The sequence below is a fragment of the Leucobacter sp. 7(1) genome, assembly GCF_900163635.1.
GTDB lineage: Bacteria > Actinomycetota > Actinomycetes > Actinomycetales > Microbacteriaceae > Leucobacter.
Window position 1 is genome coordinate 44150 of record NZ_FUID01000033.1, and the last position, 23921, is coordinate 68070.

Genomic DNA, 23921 nt, shown 5'->3' on the forward strand with positions numbered 1-23921 from the left:
CCTACCTCCGACGCCTTTCCACGTCGATCGCCTTCTCGAAGCCGTTGCTCGTCATGACGTAGACGTTCGGATCACGCCGGGGCAGCGGCTGCCGCTGCAGTGCCCTTGCCTTCAGCCGGGCCATCTTCGGACAGTTCTCGGCATGCTCGTAAGTCCCATCGCCGTCCCGGCTGGACTCGCCGCACTCATTGCACAGGCTGAATCCGCCGAGGCCGAGGATGGCATCTCCATCCCTGCTCAAGAAGGCCATGGCTACATCCCCATGCCCTGCGACTGGGACTGGCTCTGCTGGCGCTCCTTGATGCGCTGGTTCTGCTGAGCCTGCTGCTCCTTCATCGCGGCGATCTTCTGCTGGGCGGCGGTGCGCTGCAGATCCTGCCCCTTCTGGCCAGCGGACTGGCCCTTCTGGCCCTGCTGCTTCTCCTGGGCCTTTTCTGCCGCCTTCTGCTGCTGCTTGCGGGCGTACTCCATGCGCTTCTGGCGGTCCTGGGCTGCCTTCTTGAACTCGGGGGACTGCTCGTCGAACCGCTGCTTGGCCTTGCCGGTGCCGTCCTGCGACATCGAGGTCTTGATCTTCTGCAGTTCCCGCTCGTCCATCTTCACTTCAGCCATGACTGGCTCCTTTCATCGGTTTCTTCTACAACCCCATGCCGTATGACTGGGACTGGCTCTGTTCGCGCTCCCTGATGCGCTTGTTCTGTGCGGCCTGCCGTGCACGCATGGCCTTGATCTTTTCCATGGCCGGCGTCATCGGCTTGGCCGGTGCCGTCTCGGTGGCCGGCGTTGCCGGTGCCGCGGTGGAAGCCTGCTTGTGCGACTTGTCCTCGGCAGCCCGCTGGCGGCTGAGCACGTCCTTCTCGATCAGCTCGTGCTGGGCCGATGGCTTCATCGACGTGAGGTCGACCTGGTAGCCGCCTTGGCTGTCCTGCGCGATCGAGCCGCGCACAGCCAGGACGTGCTTGCCCTCGACCACCGTGGAGTTGCCGCCCGTGGCATCGAGCTGCAGGCCGATCTCCTCTAGCGTGGAGTCCTCGAACTCGTGCTTCGTGGCACCGGAGGCGATGGTCAGATCGTCGTACTCGGCGGCGCTCAGGCGCTGCCCGGTCTTCTCGGCCTGCAGACGCAGGCTCTTCTGGCCCTGGGCCGCGTCGTCATAGGCCGCCAGCTGGAAGTCGACGTCCACGCTGCCATCGGCAAACTGCTCGCGGACCACGGCAATCAGTTCAGGCTGCTCCATGTCCTGGCCGGTCAGATCCCGCACTACGCGTGTCCGTGGCTCGACCACCTGCGGCTGCTGTGGCTGGCTCAGCTCTGCATCCAAGTCCAAGCCGTCCATCTCGCGCAGGCTCTGCGACAGCGCGTCGTCCAACCCGAGATCGGCACCTTCGCGGGTCATGGCTGAAGCGAACTGCTCGCGGACCTCGTCCCGGTCTGCGGCTACAGCGTGCAAGACGTTGGCCGTGCGTCCGCGGGTCAATCCGACATACGCGCCAGCAGCGCCCATCTCGTCGCTCAGGACAGTGTGGGCGGTATCAACCGTCATGCCCTGGCTGCCGTGCGCCGTCACGCAGTAGGCCAGCTGTACGTTCTCAGCGACGTACTGCGCGTTCAGCTCCTGGTAGCGGCCCTGATCGTCGATCACCGTGATCCGGCCATCGTCGGTGACATGGTCAACGGTGAAGCTCTGGCGGTTGGCAACCTGCAGCTCGCGATCGTTCTTGCGAGTTGCTACGCGAGCACCAGCAGCGATTGAATCGCCGTCCATGCCCTCGACGACGCGGGAGCTGTCGATGACACCAGCTGCGCTCAGACGATCGAACACTGCCTGGTTCACGCGCTGGGCGGTGGCGTTGGTCGCGGTGATCGCCAGCGACTTCTCGCCGGCCATGCTCTCCAGAGCCACAGTCTCTGCCACGCGGTCGATGACCTCGTCGGAGGTGCCGATCTGGACCTGGCCCCGCTCCTCGAGCAGGTGGTAGAACTCGTCCACGTTCCCGCGCTGGCGCAGCTCGACGCTCGCATCGGCGTACTGGGTATCCAGCTGGCCCTCCGGGGTACGGAAGCGGCGGACGTCGGTCAGATCAGCGTAGGAGGTCGACAGCTTGGCGGCCTGCGCCATGTAGCCGCCTCGACCCACCGCAGCCAGCTGCTTCGTGTCGCCGGTCAGCACCAAAGTGCCCAGCTTTGCGTCATCGACGTACTGGTGCAGCACCCGGGCGGTCTCCTGGTCGAGCATGCCTGCTTCATCGACCACGAGCACGGTGTTCGCATCGAGCTTGGTCGCCTCAGGCTGTGCCTTCCACACCTGGGGAAGCACCCACTTGCCAGTCTCCTCGTCGATGGAAGCTCCGGCGCGATAGAGCAGCGCGTGGACCGAGTTGCCCTCGGCACCGATTGCCGCGCCGGCTTCCAGCGCACCGCGCTTGGTAGGCGAGACCACGACCATCCGGCGACCGTCAGCCTGCAGCTGCTCGTTGGCGGCTTCAAGCATCGAAGTCTTGCCAGCGCCGGCCGCACCTTCGACGACGACCAGGCTGTGTGAACCGGTGATGGCCTGCGCGGCCTTGATCTGCTCCTCGGAAAGGTTGTAGGCACCGCGGTCTGCATTGACTTCGCCGTCCTGGCCGCCGCGCTGTGCGCGTGCGTCCAGCCGGGACTCCAGTTGCTCGTGGGTGGCCAGTACAGCGTGCGACGTGAAATGGCGGTTGCCCTCCACAACGAGCCCGTCGTCGTAGAACGAGTGCTGCTGGACCATGGCTGCTTCGGCAGCGGCGGTGCGCAGCTCTTCAAGGCCGTCGTCGCCCAGTAGGTAGGTCTGCGCGATGCGGCGGTCGATGGCCGCCTTCATGTCGGCGGTGGACCAGGCCGAATGCTGCTGGGCGAGGTCATCCAGCGCGGTCATCGCAATGATCTCGGGGTCGATCTGATCGGCACGCTGGCCAGCCAGGATCTGGTCGAGGTTGGTGCCTTCGACACTCTCCAAGCCGCGTCCGAGTTCTTCCACGTCGAACGAGGCGTCCTGGCCCTTCACGGACTTCTGGGGACGCTGCTGCGCCCAGCCCAGCTGATCCCACGCACGAAGCTGCTTCGGTCCTGGCTCCTGCCCGGGGTGCTCTGCACGCCACTGGGCTTCCTGGGACTCGCGGTTTGCTTCGATCTGATCGCGTCGTGTCGAGAAGCTGTCGACCAAAGGCTCGAACTCGGCGATCTTGCCACCGCCTTCGCCTGGAATCCACGTGTAGCCGGCCTGGGCAATGGCCTGGCGAAGCTCCATGTCGGTGGACATCGACAGATCAGCGGCAGCGTGCACGCGACCGGAAAGGCGGTACAGGGTCTTGCCGTCGATGGCACGCCATTTGCCCTCGGCCAGGCCCTTCGGCACGAGCTGCACGTGGCGGTGGAAGTGGGGGTCGCCGGCTCGGGAAGTCTTGTGCTGGACGGAGGTGATCTCCATCTGCTCCAGCTTCACCTGGTACTGCCCGCCCTTGGGGCCTACGCGGGTTACTGCGTGCTCCTTCAACGCCACAGCGCCGGCGACGGCGGCGCGGGCCTGGGCGGCTTCCAGCGCCTCGGCAATGCGGGGGTCGGCTGCTGCAGCAAGGGAGAGCGACTTCGACGAGGAGATCAGGGTCTCCTGGAAGAGGGGAGTGCCGCCCATCTTCAGCGCACCGTCCTCGCCCACGTACATGCGCTGGCGGAAGGTGCCGCGCTGCTGGCCGGTCTCCGGGTCGCGGTGCTCCATCCACGCCTTGAACTCCTCGGAGCTGAGGGTGCCTTGCTCGATGCCGCCGTCCGACAGGACGACGTGCTGGATCGAGCGGTCCTCGCCTTCGGAGTAGTACTCGTCAAGACGTGCAGAGGTGGTTTCGAGCAGGTAGGCAGAGGCCGTCGCGGAAGATCCGCGGAATGCCTTGAAGCCGCCCTTGCTCATGTCCGTCACCCGCTTGCTAGGCGGTGCCCGGACATAAAAAACGCCCGGACACCTAGTGGTATCTAACAAGCGGTCGATTAGAGCGCTTCGGGGTGCTTCAAGTGTACCAAGAAAACTAGGTCACTACCACCGGTAGATTACGTGCTTCCACTTTCCCCTTCGTCTTCTGCCTAGCATCCCCGCCCGCGGGCTGGAACAGCCAAGGGACGGGGTCCGCAGCACCCCTGAAGCCGTCCTTTGTGCCGCTCGCCAGATGCAGCAAGCCCGGTGGCGCATGAGCTCCCAACCAGCACAGATCCACGACCACAGTCGGACATAGAAGAAGCCCACCTGCCATGAACGCAAGTGGGCTTCCGCCTTTGGAGGGTCGGCTACAACGTCGCCGTGTGCTGGTCGTCAGCCCCACGCCCCTCGATCAACGCTGCGCGCTCGGCTATGTGGGCCTTGAGATATGCCGAGCGATCCTCGTCGCTGATGTCGTAGCGCCCGGCCTCCAGCTGGCGCTTCATCCACGCACGACGCAGGTTCGACAGCGCCAGAGCTCGGTCGTTGTCCGCAGCCTGAGCATCAGCACCTCGCTCGAACTCCTGAGCCATCTCTTCCTTCAGCGTGGTGCGCAACCACATCTGCTCGCTGACTGATGGATCCAGCTTGCTGCCGAACTCCTCCATCCACGCGCGGCCGACACCATCTGGCACCTTAGCTTCGTCGAACGGCTGACCCTCGGCCAATGCCTGCCAGGCGTGAGCCTCTTCGAACTCAGCCATGGCCACAATGATCTTCTGCTTGCGTCCGCTGTGCGAGTCGAAGTCAACCGACCACAGCAGCGACTGGCGGTCCTCGATGAGGCCAGCATCTTCGATCTGTGGCTCTGCTAGCTCTTCGGCGTCCTGCACAGCCTCTGTCGCCTCTACGGCCGGCAGAGCCTGCACAGCGGGCTCAGGAGCAGTAGCCGGCGCTACCGGTTCCTTGGCAGGCTCCACTGGCTCAGGCTTCGCTGCCGCCCGTTTGGTGCGTTGCTTGGGCACGGGGGTTTCCTCCGCCACCTGAGCCTCGAAAGCCTCCATCTCAGCAGCCTGCGTTGCTCCTTCGGTCGCCGTGGCCTTCGGTTCTGGACCTAATGAGGGGATGAATGCGGCGTCCCTGGTGCGCATGTCGACCATGAGCTGATTGATCGGGCCGTCTACCGTACTGAAGCCGGCAGGATTATCGGCGCGATTAGCCATCATGGTCTCGTACGCAGCCTGCCCGCGAGCGTCGGCAGACTGCATCAGGTCGTCGAATGCGGCCTGGCGGCGTCCTGCGCCAGCCATCATGGCTTCATACCGCTCTTCGGGGGTCGACTCCGCTGGCCCTGCGCTCTTTGCTGCCTCGTCATTGGCCGCAAGCTGCGCCAAGATCACCTCGCGCCCGTAGAGCGCAACAGGCAAGCGCGTGGAACCAGCACGAGCACTGCGTACCTTGCCATTCTCGTCAGTGTGCTTGAACGTCCAGGAAGTCCCGTCCTTGCCGCGCTTGGTCAGCGCCACGGTGCCGTCCTCTTCCACCAGCTGGATGAACCGCTCTTCGTCGAGCGCCTGCGCCTTGGCGGCGTCGATCTGCGCCATCAGGCTCGGCAGCCACTGGGCGTTACGACCGCTGCGACTTACCCGCATCAGCTCCTTGTTGTCGTAGGCGTGCTTGCTCTTGAAGCCCTTGAACCTCTTGCCGTTGCGCTTGGCCTCGTCGGCCAGCGCAACGGCCAATCGGGAATTGTCGTAGCCGATCGACGCCATGAACTCTTCGTCGGCCAGCACCTCATTGGTGATGGCGCGGATGCGGTACACGTTCGACATCGCCGAGGAGAACGGCTTGCCGGCAACGACGGCTTCGGAGACCTTCTCGCCCTTGGCGGTATGCGTCATCTCGGCATCCTCGTGCGCCAAGTTCGGCACGACGCCGTGGCTATGAACCAGTCCGCTTGACCCGTCACTCTGGGTGCCGACCAAATTCATTCGACCTCCGAAGGCTCGGCGCACCACCTCAGCGACGACCTGGTGGTGCTGGTAGACCTCTTCGGGGTTGTTCGGATCGAACTCGGCGGTCGACGCGCTGAGCACCAGGCCGAACGCCTCGACCTTCAACTTGCCCTGCGGATCGAACATGTCGCGTACGTCGCGGAAGTCATCCTGAGCCGTTGTCGCGGTGCACCCGTAGCCGGTGGCGAACTCGCAGCGGTCATCCTTCAGGATGTACGCCAGCAGTCGGTCAGCGTTCGTGGTGCTCTGGATTCCAGTGAACATCGACGATCACCACTCCCGGCGTTCGAGGACGCTGCGCAGTGCCCCAGCCCGCTGTGCGTTCGCAGCCATCAGCAGGGCCAGCTTCTCGTTGACCTGCTCCATCAGGGCGACAACCTCGGCGTTCTCAACGTTCTCCGCAGCCCAGTAGCGCTGCAGCTGGGGCATGACGTTGTTGCCGAGCCTCTTGAGCTGCAGTGCTTCGGCCTCTGAGGCAGTCTGCGCGGCACGTACCTCTGCTCGCACGACATCAGGTACCTCCACGCGGATCTTCCTGGCATCGGCTCGACCTTCGCCGATGAACTGCAGGACTGCCAACGCCACCAGATCGCCGCGTTTCATTTCTCCGCGCTTGGCAGCATCATCAACTAACGACAAGACCTCTAAGTCGACCCTCCCGCTGATCGGATACGTCGCCTTTTTCTGCCGCTTGCTGCGGCCTTTTTTCATCACGACTTTGTCGTGGCCGGCTGTGCCGGTTGCCTCCGTGCTCTCCGACAGTTCGATGTCCCGCTGTTCCTTCGTCACCATTGCTGGACCCCTCTCTATCTCCGATCACGGCATGCAAGTCGCGATGGTTTGTGACACTGCGTGCCTGTAACCATTATATCGCGACTTGCATAGGACGAGGACCATTGATTGTGTATACAGTTTCGCTTCGCTCACTTCGGCTAACGCCGCACACAATCATGGCCCCGAGGGGTCTCACGCTCATTCCGCTACGCTCCATTCACTCCGACCCCTTCTAATCCCCGGAACCCCCGCCCACTGCTTCGCGCGGGGGCGGGGCGTTGCTGCCGCCAGCCGATACCCAGATGACCCCATAGCGTGAGCGCAGAGGCATCGGGCTTGGCTGCAGCAACGTTGTGCCAGCACTGACGCAAAGAACCCCCAGTTGCGTCTGCAACCGGGGGTTCTTCTGTAGATGCCCAAGGCATCAGTACTGGCTCATTGCCGCCTCGGAGGCCTCCTCCTCGGCTTCCACCAAGTCCGCAGCGCCTGCGTCCTTGGCCTGCCTTGCGGCTTTGGCCTTGCGGCTGCGCTCTTCCCGCTGCGCGGTCAGCTTGCGGAATGCCCGCTCGTACATCTCGTTGTAGAAATCGCTGTGCTCGTCCTTGAGTTCGACCAGCATGAGATCAGTGATCTTCTTTTCCTCAGCGGCCTTCTTGCGATTCAGCTTCGCCAGCTGCTTCGCGTAGGCTGCCTTGGCCTTCAGCATTTCTTCTTCAACGGTCATGGCGACCACCCTTTCAACAGTGATTCTTCAATTGGTGCAGCATTTGCTGCTGGAATATCCGCACCCGGAGCGTGAGCGCAGGGGTCGGGGTTTGCCAGGAGCCGAAGACGGGTCGCACAAGCTGCACGGCCCGCCCTGAGCGGCCTGCTGGCGGGTCTACGAGGCCTTCACCAGGTCTTCGGCTTCCTCGGCATCTGCGAACGCCTCAGGAGCCTGCTGGCGGGCTTCTCGCAGCCGACGCTGGATGGTGCGATCGCTGACGTTGACTCCTGCATTGGAGAACAGCTGCACCGTTGACCGCCAGGACACGTCTTCACCAGCACGAGCACGAGTCACGAGCCAGTCAATCTGCTCGTCCTTTTCGGTCGGGACCCGATCGATGACTGCATCGTTCTTCGCCGTTGACTGCGTGACTGCGTCACTCTCAACTAACCCAGTCACTGGTGAATCACTGACTGGAACCGTGACTTCCTCGGCAGTCACACGGTGAATCTGCCCGTCAGGGGTGACCATCACCGTTGACCCATCGGAGAAGTCAACAGTCACCAGACCGTCAGCGGAAACGCGAACTTCCTGGCCGGCCGGCTTCGGCATGACCGTGACCATACCTTCGTCGTCTACGTACAGTTCCTGCTGAGCCGACGTAGTCACGTCCAGGTAGCCGTTATCGCGCAGCGTGACCTTCGCCGAGCTCGGCGTCATGCCACCGCGGCGCTCGACCTCGACTACTCCGTAGCCCTCGGCGTAGCGGAACGGCCCCCAGCTGCGGGTCTGCGAACCGATGTCGGAAGGTGAATTGTTGCTCATCGTAGAGCTCCTATCTCTTTGTTGTGGTGAGTTCTCTAAGCTGCTGCGAAGACCTCTGGCGCTTTCGCACGGGCCTCTCGCAGACGCCGCTGTGCAGTGCTATCGCTGACCGGCTGACCGACCTCCTCGAAGACCGCCAGCAGTGCCTTCTTCGTTACGTCACGGCCAGCTCGTGCCCGGTCAACGATCCAATCGACCTGTGCAGCCGGTTCGGCGGGAATGTTCTCGATCGCATGAAGCTGGGGCGCTGACTCGACGACTTCAGCCACCTCAGTCACGGGTGCGTCAGCCTCCGCAATCACGACTTCACGCTCAGTCACGACCTCTTCAGTGACTGACTCACTGGAATCAACCGGGTCATCAGTGACTGCCTGCTGCGGCTCGTCGTGACCGTCAAGCTCAGTTGGTTCCACCACCGACTGGACCGTTGACCGTGCAAAATCAGGTTCAGAAGTCTCGGCCACCACGTCGTGGTCAGGCGCTTCAGTCAGCTCAGCCAGCTCAGTCACGACCGGCTCAGGCTGGCTCGCGTCGGCGATCGCCGCGGGCGCTGGGGTGGCGATAATCGGCACCGGCTGGCTCGCTTCGGTAGGGACCTCGGCCACGGCATCGACGGCTTCGTCAGACTTCGGCATCTGTCCGCGTGTGGTCATCAACGACGCGAGAATGTGGACTGTAAGCAGCAGTCCGACTGGCGGCACCAGGTTGATGAAAACGATGAGTGCACCGCGGATGAACCAAGCGACCTCTGCCCCTGCGTCGGCCAGCAGGCCGTGTGCCACGTTGCCAAGAATCGACACGATGGCAAAGCTGATCAGCGTCCCCATCGTGAACGTCTTCAGATCGGGATCCCGCTTGCCAGCCACGAAGTACACCACCGTGGCGGCGAGGATCGTACCGTCGACAGCAACAGGCCACAGCCAAGCGACGGTCGCCGAGATGTTGCCGTACTCGGCAAGCTCGCTCAGCGAGTCAAACGAGATGACGAAGATCGACACTACGACCAGCACCACCAGGGTGACGGCGACGATGGTCAGCCCGTGCGTGTCCATCCAGGCAAGGAAGCCGGAGCCCTTGCTCTTGGTCTTTGCGTTGCTCATGGCTACTTCTCCTTGCAGTGGGTGGGCTTAGTCGCGTCGTGGGTTGCGCTCATGTCGTGAAAAGAGGGGGACAGGCCGTAGGCCTGCCCGATGGCCTGGGCGACCAGCACGAAAGCCTTCGGATCGATGCCGGTCATCACGTCGCCCAGATCCACTGGGTGCTTGGAAGACACCAAGCTCATTGCGACCTGGAGCACGCGGCGCTGTCCGCCGCTGAGGTGGCCGCATTCCGCTGCAGCGACCTCCGGGTCGAACCAGCAGCTGCCAGCGTCCGTGCGACGCACCCAGGGACCGTCGAGCAGGTGTCCACCGTTGAAGCTGATCAGCAGTTCGACGGCAGCCTGCTCGCAGGTCGTCTCGGCCCAGTGCCGGAGACCCATGTCGCGGGGAGTGGAATCGTTCTTCATGGGGATCTCCTTGGTTAGTTGGTGGCGGCGCTGCCGGTGTTGCGCAGCAGGCCGTCGTACTTCGACTTGAGAATCGGCTTGCACAGGGCGTCCGGATCGGGTCGACGGCTAGGCTGCTGGCGCTGCAGGAGCCTTTCTGCCGGGTTCATCCAGTCCTGCAAGTCGTATCCGGCAATGAGCGGCTCGGGATCATCCATTCGACGAGCTGGCCGGGTGTTGCCAGCTGCGGGCCTGTACCAGCTGTCGTCGTTCCTGACGATCTGCGTCACGTCGCCAATGAAGCGCTGGCGGGAGATCGGCGATCCCGAGGGCGACACCTTGGCGAACCAGCTCTTGTAGAGGTCGTAGAGGAACGGGAACGGGAGCAGGTCCCATACGAACTCGTCCTTGAACTCCTCCCAGAAGGAGCGCACCGGATCGTTGTTCTCCTTGTACTCGCCCAGCACCACCTGAGTCGCGACCGGCTCTGACAGTTCGTAGTACGAGCCCGGGGCCTGAACGCCGGCCTTGTGCAGGACGCGCCAGAGCACGTACTCCAGTACCTCCTGACGCTGCAGGTAATCGCCCTTGATGTACTTGCGTTCCATGCCCGTGTAGCTCTTGATGAACGGCACGAAGAGCTGGCGGCGGTAGAACGACTCCGACTTGTCCTTGACCAGCGGGAACTCGTTGAGGCACTGCACCATGAAACCCCAGAACTGGAACGCAATCGGCTGCTTATGCTTACGATCGATCTGGATCACGTCATTGGTGACAATCGCCTTCATGTTGGCGGCCTTGTCGATGAAGGTGCCGACGTCGTTCTCGTCGACGATGATCGCGTTGGCACGCACCAGCGGCTCCAGGGCGAAGTTCTTGCCGAAGTCGCTCAATGGGATCGATGTGTGCGATCCATCACCCACCAGGTTGCGCATCAGGGAACACAGCGTGCCCTTGCCGTTATTGCCAACCTCCGAGTAGAACCACGCCGTTTTGCCCCAGCGCACATGCGGCCGGACGATCGCACCCAAGATTTCCCAGATCAGATCCGACAGCCCTTCCTGCCCTGGCTCGTCGAACATTTCCTCGAGCCAGCCCTCCACATCCCAGACCGTGCCGTCTTCGGGATGGGTGATGACCTGCTTGGGTGCATCTTTGACGTAGTTCACCTTGCTCTTGGCCACGAAGACGATGGCTGGATCAAACGGATTCAGGCTCTTGGCTTCGAAGCGGAAGCTCTTGCCGGCGAACTCCATCTCGGCCGGCTCGACGCCGTAGTGGAAGATCCCGTTGTTCACAGCCACCAGGTCGCGTTCACCGCACTGATGCCTGCGCGGGGCATCTTCCTTGAGCACCGCCACGACTTCCTTGAACTCGTTCAGCATCAACCGGGCGTTGTAGGAGCGAGCCACCGTTCGAATGTCGTCTTCGCTCGTGGTGTAGGTGCCCTTCAGCTTGCCGGTCGTCCGGTACATGGCCAGCAAGTCGTACTCGCGGTCGGTGTCCTTGGCGTTGGGTGCGATGCGGATGACATGGTGCAGCTTCAGCAGGATCTGCGCGACCTGCCAGTAGTCCAAGCGGCGCACCGCGGGGAGCTTGGGCTCGCCCTTGTCGATCTTGCGGTTCTCCTGGCGCAGAACGGCAGCGGTGAGCTCCAGCAGCTGCTCCTCGATGGTCTTCGGCCCAGGATTGCCCAGCTCGTTGATGCGCTCGAGATACGTCTCAGTCACGTAGGTCGTGATCAGGTTCTGCGGAGCCGGCTCCTTGGAGTCGCGCAGTGCGAAGTAGTCGAGCATTTCGCCGGTCAGCCGAGCCAGTGGCGTGGGTGCCGGCCGTCCCGGCACGGCATCGGCAGAAGCCGATGCGGGCGATGATTCGAAGTTGGCTGGGGTCCCGTTTTCGGGTACACTAGACATAGATGTCTCCTCGGAGATTCGCCTGGTAAACGAGCTGCTTACTCGTCAGGCGGGAAATGAATGAACACTTGGAAGGCCCCGGTTCGCCGGGGTCTTTCTTTTTGTTCAGGTCGCAGAGGGCCGAGTCAGCAGCCAGCGAAGCTCGATCTGTTCGCTTGCGTCGAGCTGAGGGAACATGTGCACGAGCTCCTTGGCGTAGTCGCCAAGCGTCCCCTCCGTCGGCTGAAAACAAGACAGCAATCGATTCAGCTCGATCTTCTGGCTTGCGTCGAGCTTCGGAAAAGCATTGGCCAGCGCCTTGAGGTAGTCGCCAAGCGACCATTCGCCCAGCAAATGCAGGTCGCACCCGAGAATCTTGTAGCCGTTGCGGACCTTTCGGCCAGGCACGCGGCCCTCACGGACGAACTGGGTGATGGTGTTCCGGTGGCCGTAGCTCATTTCGTTCAGCTCACGAAAGCTGAACTCACGCTCCAGCATCGAAAGATTAGAAGTGCCCATGACGGAGTCCTTCAGAATGCAAGGTGTCGGCTCGTCATCGCATGTTGCATGCGGCGAGCTCTATTCGGTTCCGTCCACCCGTCCCGCACTCACCGCTGTCATTGCGATGCGTGGGCCCACAGTCTCGGGGCCGTCGGTTTCGGCGTTGTCGTCCGGATCCCTCCGGGCCGCCGTGGTTCTGCATCGCCATCTTCGCGATGTATTACGTTCGATAGTACAGCAGCTGCAAGACTTGTGCAACTTGGGTAGCGATAGTCGCTGAAGTTGCCCAACTGGGCGCATGTCGCCGTTGGGTAGAGGCTTGGACCGGTGGCCATGTCGCCAGCGCAGGGGATCCGCGTCGTGTAGGTAACTGAAAAGACCTGCAAGTTCTACACTGCCATTTCCCCTTGTCGGCACGCGGGTTCACCGTTGAAGACATGCCACCAAGCGGTTGGTGTCCAGGCTGATGTCCCGACCTCTTGGGACAATGTCCCGAGCTTTTTTCGTAGCTCGGGACACCGTTTCACCATGTCAGAGCGAGAATTGAGATCGATGTCCCCGCTGTCCCCGCCTTTTCCAACCTTTACAGGGTTGCAGGGATGGCTGGAAAACCATCTCTATATAACTTTCTTAAAAAGAGAGGGACATCGGGGACATCTATAAGAATCTTCTTAAATTCGCAGGTCAGAGCCACTTTGCCGTGTCCCCGTCTTTGTCCCGACCTTTTCAGATGTCCCGAGCGCTCGGGACATTTTCACTGCATCATGCGCTCCAGCCCGTACACACTTCCTTCCACTGACGACATGGGCCACCTCGGCCACACCGCGACATGCGCCCCAGCACGACGCTGAAGCTGGGCTGCCAGCCAGCTGCAACTTCGCCCAGGGCATCGCCGATCCTCATTGCTTCACGACATGGGTCCCCAGCACTCCTGCTATCCACCCTTCGCGACACGGATCCCTTCCGTTACCCGCCTGGGGCTCCGCATAGTTGCGCGTGGCCGGTCGATGCATTTCTCCAAGTCAGCCCGTAGTCTGTAGTAAGCAACCCATCTGCTGACTTACTACACCGAGGAGCGCCTGGCGCATGACTGCTGACGACGCCGAGCTGGTTGTACCACCCGAGAGCAAGCTGCTTCGTGCTGCCTACGAGGCGTCCGGCCTCTCCGTCCCGGCCATGTCGAAGGCCACCGAGATCTCCAAGCCGTCCATCCACATCGCCATGAATGGCTTCCGCTACAAGCAGGGCCAGCCTGTGGCCGTGTCGCCGCCTGACAAGACCTTGGTGAAGCTCGCCTCCCTGCTCCGCGTCCAGCCTGCTGCGCTACGCGAGGCTGGCCGGGAACGGGCTGCCCAGCTGCTTGAAGAGATCCCTGCGGACCAACGCCCCACCCGGGTGCCTGAAGACATCAGCACCAGATCGCGGGCCGAGGGGCGGCGGGTCGTGACGCAGCAGGTACTCGGCGTCTTCTCCACTGAAGAGCTACGCGCTGAGATCCAGCGCCGCGAAGCCAAGCTGGCTGAAGACGAGCTCTACGCCGACGAGGACGAGGACAACGAGGCGTTCCACCGGGAGCTGGCTGAGGATCTGCGCACCGAGCAGTGGCCGGGCTGACCAACGCCTCCTGGCCCCGCTAGGGCGCTAATCGCCGCATCAGGGCACCAGTCGCGGAACCGGTGCTACAACTCCGACATGCGGTAGCGCATGTCGATGACCCCGGTGCCAACCTCAATTCGCTTGGTGCGGGCTGCCATTGCGGTGAGCAGTGGCATGGGCGACGCCGCCTGGCGTGCGAAGTGATGCACGCGCACGTAGGCCCCGTTCACGCCAATCTCATCGGCGCCCTCGGCAAGCTCGATTGTCTGGCGCAGCATGTCGCCCGCGGTGCGCACGCGCGATCCGGGAACCGGACCGTAGTGGCCGAATGACAGGAATCCAAAAGCTCTCATGGTGGGTATAACCGCCAACGCAAAAGTATATTCCCGCGCATGTAGATTTGGCGGCCGTAGCGGCCCTGCGGGGGTTTTCGCCTGTGCTGGATCCGGCGACCGCTCTGTGCTGGGCCCAGGGTGCCGTCCGCACATGGCACCGGGGGATGACCGCGATGGTACTCCTGGGTGATCCCTGGGAACTTCCGCGCTCGTAGCGTCGAAGCATGGACATTCAACCGAGCGACATGGGACTGGTTGCGCGCGTCGCACACCTCAGGAAGCACTACGGCAGTGGCGATCACCGTGTCACCGCCCTCAATGACGTATCCATCGGGATCCGGCGCAGCCAGTTCACCGCGATCATGGGGCCGTCCGGATCCGGCAAATCCACGCTCATGCACGTCATGGCTGGCCTCGACACCGCCACAGAGGGGCGCGTCTGGCTCGGTGACGACGAGATCACGCACCTCGGCGACACCGAACTCACGCGGCTACGCCGGCGCCGGATCGGCTTCGTGTTCCAGGCCTTCAACCTCGTTCCCACGCTCGACGTCATGGGGAACCTCCGCCTCCCATTCGAACTTGATGGGCGCGGGGTGCCGCAGGCGGACCGCGAGCGCATCGACGCCCTCGTCCACGCGCTCGGCCTCGCGGGTCGCACGAGTCACCGACCCCACGAACTCTCGGGCGGCCAGCAGCAGCGGGTCGCGATCGCGCGCGCCCTCGCGACCCAACCCGATGTGATCTTCGCTGACGAGCCCACGGGAGCCCTCGACTCCCGCACCGGACGTGAAGTGCTCGCGCTGCTGCGCGCCGCCGTTGTCGAACAGGGGCAGAGCATCGCGATGGTCACCCACGATCCCATCGCGGCCAGCCACGCTGACCGGATCCTGTTCCTCGCCGACGGCCGCATCGTTGCGGACCGGGCCGCGATGACGCCCGAGCAGATCTCTGAGGCCATGCTGAGTCTTGAAGCGGAGGCCGCGGCATGAACACCGGGGCCGGAATCCGCGAGCACGGCGCGACCGTCGTGGTCGCCGCGCTGAGCTCGCTCTTCGCCAGCACGCTGATCCTGTTTACTGGGGTGATGTCTGCGGCACTCGATCCGGATCTCTTAGAAAGCTCCGGCACGTTCCGCATGGTGCTGCTCATGGTGTCATTCGTGTTCATCGTGATCGCGCTCTACGTCGGTTCGATCGTGACCGCGAACACCTTCGCCACGATTATTGCCGGACGCACCCGCACTATCGCGCTGCTCCGGCTCGTCGGGGCCACCTCGCGCAAGGTGCGCTCTCGCGTCGCCGCGGAGGGTCTCACGATGGGGCTCCTGGGAGGGGCGATCGGGTGGGTACTTTCGGAGGCCCTGGTCTTCGCCGCGGTGACGTGGGGGCCTGGGCTGGGCTGGCTGCCCGCCGGACGCGACTACCCGCTGTTCGATCCCCTCACTCTGGGGGCCGTCGCGGTTGTCGCACTCTCAACCTGGGCGGCAGCCTGGGCCGGATCGCGCCGGGTCGGATCTGTCTCGCCCATCGCCGCGACGGGTGCCGCCGTGGAGCTCCGCCCCGAGGCCGCCCGCGGCCGCACCGCGCGCACGGTGTGGGCAATCATCCTCGTCATTGTCGGGGCGGTACTGCTCGCTCTGGGCCTCCTGCTCGGCATGCTTACGCCGCTCGCGCTCCTCGTCTCCTTCTTCGGTGGGCTGTTCTCCTTCACGGGGATCGCGCTCGGCGCGCACCTCATCATGCCGCCGATCCTGCGCATCACCGGGAAACTCCTCGGACAGGGGCCGACCGGCCGGCTCGCCGCAGCCAACGCGGTGCGGTTCCCGGAGCGCAGCTCGCGTGCCACGATCGGCCTGGTCATCGGGGTGACGCTCGTGATCATGTTCGCCGTTGCGCTCGAAACTTACGGGTCTATGACGCTGATTGCATTCGACAACGATCCGGCGCTCGCCGCCGCGCTCGCCGAGACGCTCGCGATCACCACCGCAGTGTTCACCGGGCTTGTCGGCTTCTCCGCGATCATCGCTGCAGTGGGCATGGTGAACACCCTGTCACTCAGCGTCTTGCAGCGCACCCGCGAACTCGGCCTGCTGCGCGCCCTCGGCTTCACCGGCGGGCAGGTGCGTCGCATGGTTATCGCCGAAAGCTGCCAGATGACGCTCGCTGCGCTCGGCTTCGGGCTGGTGCTCGGTGTGTTCTACGGCTGGGTCGCGGCGCAGTCGCTGCTCGGATCACAGGCGGGGATGGCCCCGCCGACAGTGCCGTGGATCGTCGTTGCCGGGGTGGTGCTGTTCGGCTTTGTACTCGCCGTGGGTGCCGCGGTTGCGCCCGCACGCCGTGCTATCCGGGTCTCCCCGGTGGCTGCCCTCGCCGTCGACTAAGCGCATGGCGGGCCCGGGGAGTGCCGGGTCTGCCGTGTGTGCCGTGTGCCGGGTGTGCCGGGTGCCGGCCCTGCCGGGAGCCGGGCTCGCCGGGTGTGCCGGGTCTGCCGGGTGCCGGGCTCGCCGGGTGCGTCAGGTGCGTCAGGTCTGCCTGCCCTGCCGCGCCCGCCCGCCAGTCGCCTTTCCACACTCGACTGTCACCGCCGCGCAGGAGATTCTTCGGTTTGAGGCATTGCTGATGCGAATCGCTCCTTCGAACTCGTGAATCTCCTACTGGTTGGTCAACCGGTCCTGGCCCGCTCCGCCTGACCCTGCCAGGCGAGCTCAGGTCCGACCGAGCAGCCCAAGTCCAACCCGGAGCTCAGTTCCAACCCGGAGCTCAGTTCCAACCCGGAGTTCAGGTCCGACCCAGCAGCCTAAGTCCGCCCCGCACCATAGGCCCTGCCCTGCCGCGCCCGCCCGCCAGTCGCCTTGCCACACTCGGCTATCACCGCCGCGCAGGAGATTCTTCGACGTGAGCTAGCTCTGATGCGAATCGCTCCTGCTGGTTCGTGAATCTCCTGCTGCTTGGTGAACGGGCCCGGGATTCCCCGGGCGGGGCCCGGCGTGCAGGGATAGGCTGGAGCAATGAGCGTTGTGATTGACCCCAGTTTCGATCCCGTCCCTTCTCTGAGCCAGGTTGTCGATGTGCGCGTCGCCGATGCGGCCGCCGTTGCCGCGGCCCCGGCGCGCGCGTGCTTCGTGCCCGCCGAGGGTGAGCTGCCGGCCTGCGACTGCCTCGCGGGTATGACCCGTGACGCGCTCGCCGCAGCGGGCTTCACGGGCGGCAAGAACCAGACCCTCGTCCTGCCCGGTGCGCAGCTGTGCGTGCTCGTCGGTACCGGTGCCGGCCTGACCTCGGGCGCCGCCCTGCGCGACGCAGTGGCCGCGTTCACCCGTGCCGCACACGAATCGCCGCGCCTCGCGGTCGACCTGAGCGACGCGATCGCCGCAGGGATCGCCGCGGACGAGGCGGCGCTCGCTGCAACGGAGGGGGCTCTGCTGGCCCGCTACCGCTTTGATGCGCTGAAGAGCGAAGCGAAAACCGTTGAGCTGACCGAGCTCGTGCTCGGCGTGCCCGAGACCGCGGCCACGGCCGCGATCGCCGGTGTGGCCCGCGGCCGCGTGCAGGCCCGCACGGCGGCACTGGCTCGCGACCTCGCGAACACGCCGCCGCGGCACCTGAGCGCCGAAAAGTTCGGCAACGTCATCGAGCGGCTCGCCCCTGACTTTGGCCTCACCGTTGAGGTGTTCGATCGTGCGCAGCTCATGGAGCTCGGCACAGGCGGCCTGCTCGGGGTCAACGCAGGCTCCATCGAGGAGCCCCGCATGATCAAGATCAGCTACCGCCCGGCGGACGCCGACGGCCACCTCGCCCTCATCGGCAAGGGCATCATGTACGACTCGGGCGGGATCAGCCTGAAGCCGTCGAACGCGATGCACGCGGCGATGAAGTTCGACATGATGGGCGCCGGATCGGTGTTCGCCTCGATGACCGCGCTGCGGGATTTGGGCGTCACCACGGCGGTGACCGGTTGGCTCATGTGCACCGACAACATGCCCTCGGGCAGCGCGACCAAGCTCGGCGACGTGCTCACCATGCGCGGCGGCAAGACAGTTGAGGTGAAGAACACCGACGCCGAGGGGCGCCTGGTGATGGCAGACGGTCTCGTGCTGGCGACCGAAGACGCGAGCGTGGCGGATCGCCGCCCCGACGCGATCGTCGACATCGCGACGCTCACCGGTGCCGTACAGATGGCGCTCGGCACCCGCACCGCGGGCATGCTCGCCAACAACGACGAGATCGCGGCGCAGCTGCAGGCCGCAGCGGACACGACGGACGAGAATATCTGGCGCTTCCCGCTGGATCGTCGCTATCGCGACCAGCTGAAGTCGAACGTGGCGGATCTGTCGAACATCGGCGGCCAGTACGGCGGCGTGATCCTCGCAGCACTGTTCCTCGACGAGTTCGTCGACGGTACCCCGTGGGGCCACCTCGACATCGCAGGAACGATGCAGGCGGAGAGCGATGATCTGTGGCGCTCGGTCGGTTCGACGGGCTTCGGCGCTCGTCTGCTGGCTCAGTTCGCTGACGACTTCGTCGCGCCCACCGCAGGGGAGTAATCGTGGCCGGTCTGCTGCGCGATCTCGACGCGTACATTCGGGAGTTCGCGGACTTCGTGTCCGCGTCCCCAACTTCGTTCCACGCCGCTCGTGAAGTTGCCGCCCGGCTTGCCGCGGCGGGCTTCACGGATCACGCGGAGGACGCGGCTTGGCCCTCGGACGCCGCGCACGGCAGCGGCTTTGTGGTGCGGGATGGTGCCGTGATCGCGTGGCGGGCCGGAACCGGTGTGAGTGCGACGAGCCCCGTGCGGGTGCTCGGCGTGCACACTGATTCGCCGGGCTTCGTGCTCAAGCCGCAGGCTGATTTCCGTGCCGACGGCTGGGCTCAGGCCGGCGTCGAGGTGTACGGCGGCCCGCTGCTGAATTCCTGGCTAGACCGGGATCTCGGGATCGCCGGCCGCGTGGTGACGCGCGACGGGGTCGAGTGCCTGGTGCAGACGGGTGCAGTGGCGCGGATCCCGCAGCTCGCGATCCACCTGGACCGCGAGGCGAACACCGGCCTGGCGCTCAACAAGCAGCGGCACACGCAGCCTGTGCTCGCGGTGGGTGCGGGGGCCGAGGGCGTCACCGTTGCCGGGCTGCTCAGCGAGGCCGCACGTGCTGCAGGGGACGCAGGCTTCGCGCCCGAGGACATTGCGGGTGCCGATGTGCGGCTCTTTGACACGCAACAACCCCAGCGGATCGGCGCGGTTGCGGAGTTCTTCGCGTCACCGCGCCTCGATAACCTGAGCTCCACCTTCGCGGGGCTTGTTGCACTGCTCGAGTCGGAGCCCGCAGAGGGGACAACCTCGGTGCTCGCCGCGTTCGATCACGAGGAGCTCGGTTCGGAGACGCGATCCGGCGCGGCCGGTCCATTCCTCGCCGACGTGCTGGAGCGGTTGCGTGCCGGTCTGGGCGCGAGCCGGGACGAGGCCGCGCAGGCGATGGCGGGCTCGTGGTGCATCTCCGCGGACGCTGGGCACTCCGTGCACCCGAATTACCCGGAAAAGCACGACCCGAACGTACGCCCCCTCGCCGGGCGGGGGCCGATGCTGAAGGTCAACGCGAACCAGCGCTACGCAAGCGATGCTCACGGGGCGGCCTTGTGGGCGCGGGCGTGCGCGGCAGCCGAGGTGCCGACCCAGGAGTTCGTGTCGAATAACACGGTGCCCTGCGGATCTACGATCGGTCCGATCACCGCCACACGGCTTGGGATTCGCACGGTGGACGTGGGGGTGCCGCTCCTGTCGATGCACTCGGCGCGCGAGCTCGCGCACGTCGCCGATCTGCACGGTCTGGCACGCGCTACGGGAGCGTTCTTCGCTGGGGCATAGCTCCAAGCGCTGAGGGGTGCGGGGCGCGGGGTGTGACACTGTCACACTTCGCGCCCTCTGCGTTCGTGGGAAATCCCCACACGGGCCTCACCGAGCTGCGCGCGAAGCTGCCGCGCACCCTGAAGAACGAGACAGGAATGTGGGGAGAGGCACACACCACAGCCGAATCTCTGCACGGTTTTCGGATTCGTTCGGTAGGATCGGGGCATGAGCGAGATGCAGCATGCGGGAACCGGCGGTGTCGCCCTCTCCAAGGACGTGCTCGCACCCAGTGTGCAGCGCATTGGACGCCGCGATATCGAGATCACTTTCCTCGGAACCAACTCGGCAGGGCAGCCGACATGGATCATGTGGAACGCAGAAGAACCGTACCTGATCGGCATGCTCTCGCAGGGCAAGATGGGCTACCGCTTCGAGCAGCGCACCAGCTCCGGAGCGATGGTCCACGAAAACATTTCGTTGAGTCGCGTGCAACGCGCGCTCGGCGGCTAACGCTTCCGCTCCCGGCATGCCATTGCGCGCCGCGACCCTTCCGGTCGTGGCGCGCTTTTGCATGCTCAAATCTGCGTATTTTTCCCGGATGTGCCCGGGCCCGCATCGCCATACCGTGAGCCACATCACGCGGTCTCGGGGGTAGGGACGCAGTCTCGCCCGTTCGCGGCCTCTGATCGAGGGTGGGACAACGGTGTGCCGCCCCCGGATAGGTCCGGAAGAAAGCGGCAGAGCAATGAAGCGCATACGTGGTCCCGAGCACCCCCAATACCCACGGTTTATTGGCCGATGGCGGATCAGGCCGGAACGCCCCGGACGGTTTCGGGAACCACACGCCGGGAGCGTGCGCGGGGCGAGCGTGCGTGGGGGCGCGATTCTTGCGGTCGCCGCAGCGCTCGTGTTTCAGCCGCTGACGGCACCGGCCTTTGCACTCGACGCCCCGGTTGACGCTGTCCCGGTGGCCGCGGCAGACGCTCCGGTGGCTCCAGGTCCGGAACCCGTTGTTGCTCCTGTTGCGGAGCCAGCGCCGGATCCCGCGCCTGTTCTGGAACCAGTTCCGGTCCCGGTTCCGGAGCCTGCCCCTGTGGTAGAACCCGAGCCTGCTCCGGTCCCCGAGCCAGTTCCGGTCCCCGAGCCGGCACCCGTGCCTGAGCCAGTGCCTGTCGAACAGACGCCCGCTGCTCCGGAGGCGACCGAGCCCCCGGCGCCTGATCCTGCGGTGGTCGCACCACCCGCGGAGCCCGCCCCCGCAGTAGAGGCGGCGGACCCGGCAGCGGATCCCACGGCTGATGCCGCGGCGGAAGCCGCGCGTCTGGCAGCCGAAGAGCTTTCTCGTGGTGGCGGCAAGAAGGAGAAAGTGACACTCTGTCATGCCACGTCCTCGGTGAAGAATCCCTGGGTCCAGGTGACCGTGGCCGCCGATGGGGCGGCGAGCGGGCACGCGGGAGCGCATCATCAGGACGGACGCGACATCATCCCGCCGTTCAGCTACACCGAGAACCGACAGGTCAAGCAGTTCCCGGGCCAGAATTGGGACGCGACCGGACAGGCAATCTTTGAACGAGGCTGCGCGAACCCGCCGGAGCCGCCGAAGGATCCGGCACCGACGGTCAGCCTAAGTGTGGGGGAGTGCGTCGAGGGCGATGCCATGCCGACAGTGACCGCGGTCTTCGGGAACCTTGTCGTGGGACAGCCGTACACCTATGAGGGCAACGGTCAGGCACCCGTGAGCTTCGTGGCCGCCGCGAGCAGTGAGACGCGGAGCCTCGGAACAGCCCAGAGTGCGTCCGTGACCGTCGATATTCGAGGCACCGGGCCACGAGCCGCGCAGGGCACAGTGACGCGCTCCGTGGAGGCAGAAAAGTGCGCTGAGCCGCCCGAGGAGGATGTGACGTTGTGTCACGCGACCTCGTCCGATTCGAATCCGTGGGTGGAGCTGTCGCTCCCGCCCGCTGGCGTGCTGAATGGGCACGTGGGTGCAAGTCATCAGGATGGTCGCGACATCATCCCGCCGTTCGAGTATGGAGACGGGGAGAGTTTCCCTGGCCAGAACTGGGACGAGGACGGTCAGGCGATCTTCGAGAACGGGTGTGAAGAACCGGAGGTGCCGGTTGATCCAGATCCGACGGTCTCGATCTCGGCCGGTGATTGTCCGGTGATGGGCGGGTTTGCTCCGCTAACGGTCACGCTGAGCGATCTGGTGGTTGGTGAGCCGTACACGGTGGAGTTTGACGGAGTTGCGACGGATGCGACCTCGCCGATGTCCTTCACCGCGGACGCTGCGACTCGGGTGATCGAGGTGCTGCCCTCTGAGGAGGGTGCGCTGCATGTGACGGTGACGGGAACTGGCGAGCACGCCGGTGAGTCGGCTGATGCGATGGTGCAGGTCACCGAATGCCCCGAACCGGAGCTTCCCGAGGTCACCCTCAGCGTGGACCAGTGCCTCGCATACGGGCAACCGCTTCCTGACGCGGTGACCGCTGAGCTCAGCGGACTCGTCGACGGGGTTACCTACTCAGTCACCATCGGGACTGCTGGCGGGGGAACCCCCTACGTCACCCGCTCCGTGGACGGCAGCGACGGGGCAACCGCGAGCCTGCAGCTCGATCTCGCGGGAACTGGCAGCTACGTCGTCACCGTCAGCGTGGGCGACGAAGAACTCACCCGAACCATTGAGGTGACACCCTGCCCGCCCGGATCCTACGATCTGTCGCTTGTGAAGACCGCGAGCGCCGGAGAAGAAGGAGTAGCCGAGGTCGGTGACACGATCCAGTACTCGATCACGGTGAGCAATGCCGGCCCGGACGCTGCACTCGATCCAGTAGTGACGGACACGCTCCCGGCTGGGCTGAGCGCCGTGGCAGGTACGGGATCCGGCCCCGCTGGGTGGACCGTGGCGGCCGAGGGCGCTAGCGTCACGGCGAGCTACGGTGGTGCATTTACTGGCGAAGCCACGATCACCTTCGACGCGGTCGTCATCGCCGCACCGCCGAGCGGCGAAATCACCAACCAGGCGTGCGTTGCCGCCTCGGGTGTGGCCGAGCCTGAGCCGCAACCTGAAAGGGCCGCACAGAGCCCCCTGGGGCTTTCTGGGCTGGTGCTGCTGGACTCTGAAGGTGAAGGAGAGGGTAGTAGTGACAGCAACCCCGGCAACGACTGCGGCTCGGTAACCACTGAGGTCCGCGGAGTGGCGATCGCAGGCAGCGCGGTGTGTGTCAACGACACACCCTGGTTCACCTACAGCGTCACCCCGAGCGGCACAGCCGACCCGAGTGAGCTGCCGATCGTCATGATCTGGTGGACCGCTGACGCCTACGCGGCACGCGACGCTTCGATCCCCGCCGGTGACACGGCGGCGATTCTGGCAGACGGTGCCTCCCAGGTTGACCCGATCGCCTACCCAGATGGATGGGTGAGTGGTCAGACACTGACCGGCCAGATGCTGTGGCCGGGGGCATCGGTTGACGCGGACGGAAACCCGACCGGCTGGCCCGGGTGGACCCTGCAGAGTGACGGCACCTGGGTGCTCGATCCCGCAGCTCCGCACTACAACCTGAGGGCGCAGGCGGTTGTGGAAATTCGGATCAACCCCACCGCATCCGAGACGACGGTGTACCCGCCGGCCACCCCGAACTGCGCGGCCCAGCCGCCGCAGCCGCCGGTGACCCCGCCAGTCACCCCGCCCGTGACTCCACCGGTGACCCCGCCGCCGGCCGCGGTCACCCCGCCCGCTCCCGCGGTGAACGTGCCCGGCACGCTCCCTCGGAACGCGGTCGCGATGCCGGCCCGCCTTGCGAACACGGGTGCCCTTGATGGGGCTACCGAGCAGCGCGGCGCGATCGGCGGCCTCGGAATCGCCGCGACACTCGCGGGCCTCGCGCTCTGGAGTATCGCGCGGAGGCGGCGGCATGAGGATGCCTAAGCCAGGCGCGAAAACTTCGCGCTGAGCTCGGAATCGCTGGATTTACGCGGGTCCCGCCCTGTTCCCACCACCCCGGTTTGGG

Annotated in this window: 18 protein-coding genes and 1 pseudogene; 7 read left to right on the forward strand and 12 right to left on the reverse strand. The window is 64.9% G+C overall.

Translation table 11 applies throughout. From position 1 onward, the window contains the following. Window position 1 precedes the first annotated feature (1 nt). The 11 genes from FM113_RS07455 to FM113_RS07505 form a co-directional block, all read right to left on the reverse strand. Window positions 2-250 carry a hypothetical protein gene (locus tag FM113_RS07455; RefSeq protein WP_087013098.1) on the reverse strand — a complete coding sequence of 83 codons (249 nt, stop codon included), beginning with the start codon at window positions 248-250 and terminating at the stop codon, window positions 2-4. Between the two features lie 2 nt (window positions 251-252). Next, the gene (locus tag FM113_RS07460; protein WP_087013100.1) at window positions 253-612 is read right to left on the reverse strand and encodes a hypothetical protein; all 360 of its coding nucleotides are present in this window, start codon (window positions 610-612) and stop codon (window positions 253-255) included. A gap of 25 nt (window positions 613-637) precedes the next feature. Next, window positions 638-3931 carry a MobF family relaxase gene (gene mobF / locus FM113_RS07465; RefSeq protein WP_087013102.1) on the reverse strand — a complete coding sequence of 1098 codons (3294 nt, stop codon included), beginning with the start codon at window positions 3929-3931 and terminating at the stop codon, window positions 638-640. A 371-nt stretch (window positions 3932-4302) separates the two neighbouring features. Beyond that, the gene (locus FM113_RS07470) at window positions 4303-6213 is read right to left on the reverse strand and encodes a hypothetical protein (RefSeq protein ID WP_087013104.1); all 1911 of its coding nucleotides are present in this window, start codon (window positions 6211-6213) and stop codon (window positions 4303-4305) included. Window positions 6214-6219: 6 nt separating this feature from the next. Continuing rightward, window positions 6220-6741: a hypothetical protein gene (locus tag FM113_RS07475; RefSeq protein ID WP_087013106.1), complete on the reverse strand. Its 522-nt coding sequence runs from the start codon at window positions 6739-6741 to the stop codon at window positions 6220-6222. Between the two features lie 406 nt (window positions 6742-7147). Further along, a complete protein-coding gene (locus FM113_RS07480) occupies window positions 7148-7447 on the reverse strand; it encodes a hypothetical protein (RefSeq protein WP_087013109.1) in 300 nt (99 codons plus the stop codon). Window positions 7448-7603: 156 nt separating this feature from the next. Further along, the gene (locus tag FM113_RS07485) at window positions 7604-8254 is read right to left on the reverse strand and encodes a hypothetical protein (RefSeq protein ID WP_087013111.1); all 651 of its coding nucleotides are present in this window, start codon (window positions 8252-8254) and stop codon (window positions 7604-7606) included. A gap of 35 nt (window positions 8255-8289) precedes the next feature. Continuing rightward, window positions 8290-9354, reverse strand: a complete 1065-nt coding sequence (locus FM113_RS07490) for a DUF2637 domain-containing protein (RefSeq protein ID WP_087013113.1) — start codon at window positions 9352-9354, stop codon at window positions 8290-8292. 2 nt (window positions 9355-9356) lie between these two features. Beyond that, the gene (locus FM113_RS07495) at window positions 9357-9761 is read right to left on the reverse strand and encodes a hypothetical protein (protein WP_087013115.1); all 405 of its coding nucleotides are present in this window, start codon (window positions 9759-9761) and stop codon (window positions 9357-9359) included. Window positions 9762-9775: 14 nt separating this feature from the next. Beyond that, window positions 9776-11656 (reverse strand): phage/plasmid primase, P4 family, encoded by a 1881-nt coding sequence (locus FM113_RS07500; protein ID WP_087013117.1) that lies wholly within the window; start codon window positions 11654-11656, stop codon window positions 9776-9778. Between the two features lie 105 nt (window positions 11657-11761). After that, window positions 11762-12154: a hypothetical protein gene (locus tag FM113_RS07505; protein WP_140393309.1), complete on the reverse strand. Its 393-nt coding sequence runs from the start codon at window positions 12152-12154 to the stop codon at window positions 11762-11764. 1068 nt (window positions 12155-13222) lie between these two features. Here FM113_RS07505 and FM113_RS07510 point away from each other — a divergent pair. Continuing rightward, window positions 13223-13750: a hypothetical protein gene (locus FM113_RS07510; RefSeq protein ID WP_087013121.1), complete on the forward strand. Its 528-nt coding sequence runs from the start codon at window positions 13223-13225 to the stop codon at window positions 13748-13750. A gap of 83 nt (window positions 13751-13833) precedes the next feature. On the opposite strand, the pseudogene FM113_RS07515 reads toward FM113_RS07510, so the two are convergent. Further along, window positions 13834-14085 (reverse strand): annotated as a pseudogene (locus FM113_RS07515) (LLM class flavin-dependent oxidoreductase); the annotation flags it as partial. Window positions 14086-14291: 206 nt separating this feature from the next. Here FM113_RS07515 and FM113_RS07520 point away from each other — a divergent pair. The 6 genes from FM113_RS07520 (at window position 14292) to FM113_RS07545 (ending at window position 23839) form a co-directional block, all read left to right on the forward strand. After that, on the forward strand, window positions 14292-15059 hold the full coding sequence (locus FM113_RS07520; protein WP_087013125.1) for an ABC transporter ATP-binding protein: 768 nt from the start codon (window positions 14292-14294) through the stop codon (window positions 15057-15059). Beyond that, a complete protein-coding gene (locus tag FM113_RS07525; protein WP_087013127.1) occupies window positions 15056-16450 on the forward strand; it encodes an ABC transporter permease in 1395 nt (464 codons plus the stop codon). Before FM113_RS07520 ends, FM113_RS07525 begins: the two co-directional genes overlap by 4 nt. 627 nt (window positions 16451-17077) lie before the next feature. Next, a complete protein-coding gene (locus FM113_RS07530; protein ID WP_087013129.1) occupies window positions 17078-18613 on the forward strand; it encodes a M17 family metallopeptidase in 1536 nt (511 codons plus the stop codon). Window positions 18614-18615: 2 nt separating this feature from the next. After that, window positions 18616-19926, forward strand: coding sequence for a M18 family aminopeptidase (locus FM113_RS07535; protein ID WP_254908917.1), 1311 nt, complete (start codon window positions 18616-18618; stop codon window positions 19924-19926). A 207-nt stretch (window positions 19927-20133) separates the two neighbouring features. Then, window positions 20134-20418 carry a hypothetical protein gene (locus FM113_RS07540; RefSeq protein WP_087013131.1) on the forward strand — a complete coding sequence of 95 codons (285 nt, stop codon included), beginning with the start codon at window positions 20134-20136 and terminating at the stop codon, window positions 20416-20418. 343 nt (window positions 20419-20761) lie between these two features. Continuing rightward, window positions 20762-23839 carry a DUF11 domain-containing protein gene (locus FM113_RS07545; RefSeq protein WP_087013133.1) on the forward strand — a complete coding sequence of 1026 codons (3078 nt, stop codon included), beginning with the start codon at window positions 20762-20764 and terminating at the stop codon, window positions 23837-23839. Window positions 23840-23921 lie beyond the last annotated feature (82 nt).